General features: G+C 63.3%; 3 protein-coding genes. All 3 read left to right on the plus strand.

Annotated features, from left to right (window positions below; translation table 11 throughout):
* Window positions 1-62 precede the first annotated feature (62 nt).
* Window positions 63-623: a hypothetical protein gene (locus JJ869_RS22855; RefSeq protein WP_292271169.1), complete on the plus strand. Its 561-nt coding sequence runs from the start codon at window positions 63-65 to the stop codon at window positions 621-623.
* Window positions 620-1,033, plus strand: a complete 414-nt coding sequence (locus JJ869_RS22860) for a hypothetical protein (protein ID WP_292271172.1) — start codon at window positions 620-622, stop codon at window positions 1,031-1,033. Before JJ869_RS22855 ends, JJ869_RS22860 begins: the two co-directional genes overlap by 4 nt.
* A 15-nt stretch (window positions 1,034-1,048) precedes the next feature.
* A partial coding sequence (locus JJ869_RS22865) for a phage tail protein (protein ID WP_292271175.1) occupies window positions 1,049-3,355 on the plus strand: 2,307 nt, incomplete at its 3' end.

The following is a 3,355-nucleotide window of genomic DNA, read 5'->3' on the forward strand; positions in this document are numbered from 1 at the left end:
CCCTCGGTCATCAGCCGTGCGGATCAGCACCGCTTCACGATCTCAGCGCGAGAGGCCCTCTAATGAGCCGTGATCTCACCGCCGCCTTTGCAACCGCACTGGCGGATCAAAGCCTGCGCCCCGTCATCTTCTTCGAGGGCCAGTTCGCGACAGGCTGGGTTCGGATCTGGTCTGGCCTAGGGGCTGTGACTTGGAATGGACAAACTTGGGCCGGGGCTGGGTCTCTTCTCGGGCTCGGCTCCCTCGACGAAACCGGCGAGGTCGTGGCGGGCGGCACGGCTGTGTCGCTATCCGGCGTGCCGCTGGAACTCGTGCAGATGGCCATCGAGGAAGCGCGTCAAGGGCTGCCGGGACGAATTTGGCTGGGGCTTTTGGCCGAGAATGGCAGCATCATCGCCGATCCCGTTCAGGCCTTTTCGGGCCGGCTCGATGTCCCCGAAATCAAGGATGACGCGGATACCTGCACGATCACCATCAGCTATGAAAGCCGTCTCATTGATCTCACCGTAGCGCGGACCTGGCGCTACACCCATGAAAGCCAGCAGGTCTTGTTCCCCGGTGACCTTGGCTTCGAATACGTGACCGCAATCCAGGATCGCGAAATAACCTGGGGACGCGGATGATGCTCCCTCGCGTTGACCACTGGGAACGTCTTCTCGCCGCAGCCATCGATACGGCACGGGCTAAGCCCTTTGTCTGGGGCGTTCATGACTGCCCGACCTTCGCTTTTGAGGTCCGCATGATCCTGACCGATGGCGAAGACATCGCGGCCCACTGGCGTGGTCGCTACACAACCGCGCTCGGCGGCGAGCGTGTGATGCGCCGCCTGGGCTGGGCCTCGCTTGAGGACATGGGGCGTACTTTGCTGGGTGAACCTAAACAATCCGTCCTTCTCGCCCAACGTGGCGACATCGTTCTGGCCGACACCGGTCTTGGCTTCGGCATTTGCAATGGGGCCACGGCAGTTGGGATAGCCCCCGAAGGCCTCGCGACCGTACCGCTCACCTCTTGCCGGCTTGCCTGGCCCATCTGATCTCGGAACCACCCTATGCCCTTCATCGTGACAGCCGTCACCGCGTTCGCGGGGGCGATCAGCGGCGTATTGGCTGCAGGCGGCATTGGTGCGGCGCTCTTGCGGATCGGCGGCACGCTTCTGCTGTCCTACGCGGCGCAGGCCCTGATGCCAAAGCCGCAGACCACGATGCAGCCGCGGACGGTCACGATCCGCGAGCCCGTGGTGCCACGTGATCTTGTTTATGGCCGCACGCGCAAGGGCGGGGTCATCGTCTTCCTGCATTCCTCAGGATCAGACAACAAATACCTCGATCTGGTGATCGTGCTGGCCACGCATCGGGTCAAATCCATTGGGGCGATCTACTTCGAAGGCGACATGGCCCTCGATGCTGATGGCGTTGCCCAAGGCCGTTGGGCCGGAAAGGTCTTCGTCGAAAAGAAACTGGGCGCCGCAAACCAGACCGCTTTCGCAGGCCTCAAGGTAGCGCTGCCGGACAAATGGACCGAGAACCACAGACTTCGCGGGTGCGCGGCCATTCGGCTGCGGCTGACCTATGATCAGGATGCCTTCCCAGGCGGAATCCCGAACATCACCGTGGACATCGAAGGCAAGGACGACATCTGGGACCCGCGGACGCAAACCGCCGGCTATTCGGAAAACCCCGCCCTTTGTCTTACCGATTACATGGCCAATCCGACCTGGGGCATTGGCGCGCGCATTGGTGAACCCGACGGGATCGATGAGATGTCGCTCGTGGAAGCCGCCAACATCTGTGACGAGATCGTTCCCCTTGCAGGCGGCGGGTCCGAGCCGCGCTATGCCTGCAATGGGGTGATCACCCTCTCGGAAGTCCCGAAGACGATCATAGAGGGGATGCTCTCCAGCTTCGCCGGGCGCTGCGCCTTCTCGAGCGGGTCCTGGCGCATCCATGCAGGGGCCTGGCGCGCGCCAGATGTTGCGCTGACCTCGGACCATGTCCGCGAGGGCGGGCTCACCTTGGCGACGCGCGTGACAATGTCGTCAAACTTCAACGGCGTGCGCGGGCAGTTTGTCAGCCCCGAAAACGATTGGCAGCCGGATGACTTCCCGGCCTATGCCTCGGATGTTTATCTGGCCGAGGATGGCGGCGAGCGGAAATGGCGCGATATCTCGCTGCCGTTCACGATCTCGGCCGCCATGGCGCAGCGGCTGGCAAAAATCGAGCTCGAGCGCGCGCGTCGACAAATGACGGTGCGCTTGTCGGGCAAGCTTTCCGCCTGGGCCGCCACCGTCGGCGATGTGGTGACACTGTCCTACGCCCGCTGCGGCTTTGCTGCCAAACCCTTCGAGGTGCACGGGGTCAGCCTTGACCTGACCGCCTCGGGCGATGGCGCGCTCCTGCTGCCAGAACTCGTTCTGCGCGAGACATCGCCCTTGATCTATGACTGGTCGGCCTCTGAGCAGCAGATCTACGCTGCCGCCCCGCGAACAGCCTTGCCCAACGCTTATGACATCCCTGCGCCCGGCGCACCGCAGGTGACCGAGGACCTCTACATCACGCGGGATGGGGGCGGGCTGAAGGTACTGGCCAAGATCAGCTGGGAAGCTGCGCCGTCTGGCTTTGTCGCAGCCTATCAGCTGCAAGGCAAACTTGCTGGTGCGGCCGACTGGATTGACTATGGACGGACGGATGGCACCACGCTGGAAATCCGCGACATTGCGCCGGGGGATTGGGCCTTCCGCGTGAAGGCGATCTCGGTTCTGGGCGTCTCCTCGCCCTGGCAGGAGATCCAAGCCGAAATCCTCGGCCTGACCGCCCCACCGGCGCAGCTTGAGAACGTCACACTGCAAACGGCCGGTGGGCTGGCGATCCTCAAATGGACGCGGTCGGCTGATCCCGATGTTCGCGTGGGCGGCAACATCGTGATCCGGCATTCGAAGGAAGCGACTGCTACTTGGGTCGACAGCTATTCAATGGACCGGGTGTCGGGCGGCGAAGCCATCGCCGTCGTGCCGCTTAAACCCGGAACTTATCTCGTGAGGGCTGAAGACAGCGGCGGCCGGGCGGGCCCCGAAACCCGCGTCTCGACCAAGGGCGCACAGGTGCTGGCCTTCTCGACCTTGGACTTTCTGCAGGCCGACCCAGGTTTTGTCGGTCCAAAATCCGGGCTGCAGGTTACGGGTGCGAACCTGACGCTCGCTACGGCGACCGCAAATGGCGTGACGCAGGTGTCGGCAATGGACGGGCAATATGGCTTTGCCGCTGGGCTTGATCTCGGAACGGTCAGACGTGTCCGCCTGCGCTCAGAAATCGGCGTCGCGGCATTGGCACTCAACGACCGGATCGACGCGCGCACTGCC

The organism is Marivita sp. (assembly GCF_017643905.1).
GTDB lineage: Bacteria > Pseudomonadota > Alphaproteobacteria > Rhodobacterales > Rhodobacteraceae > Marivita.

Excerpts from the sequence above, each read along its gene's own strand:
- JJ869_RS22855 (WP_292271169.1), top strand. The coding sequence starts at position 63 with ATGAGCCGTGATCTCACCGCCGCCTTTGCAACCGCACTGGCGGATCAA.
- JJ869_RS22860 (WP_292271172.1), top strand. The coding sequence starts at position 620 with ATGATGCTCCCTCGCGTTGACCACTGGGAACGTCTTCTCGCCGCAGCC.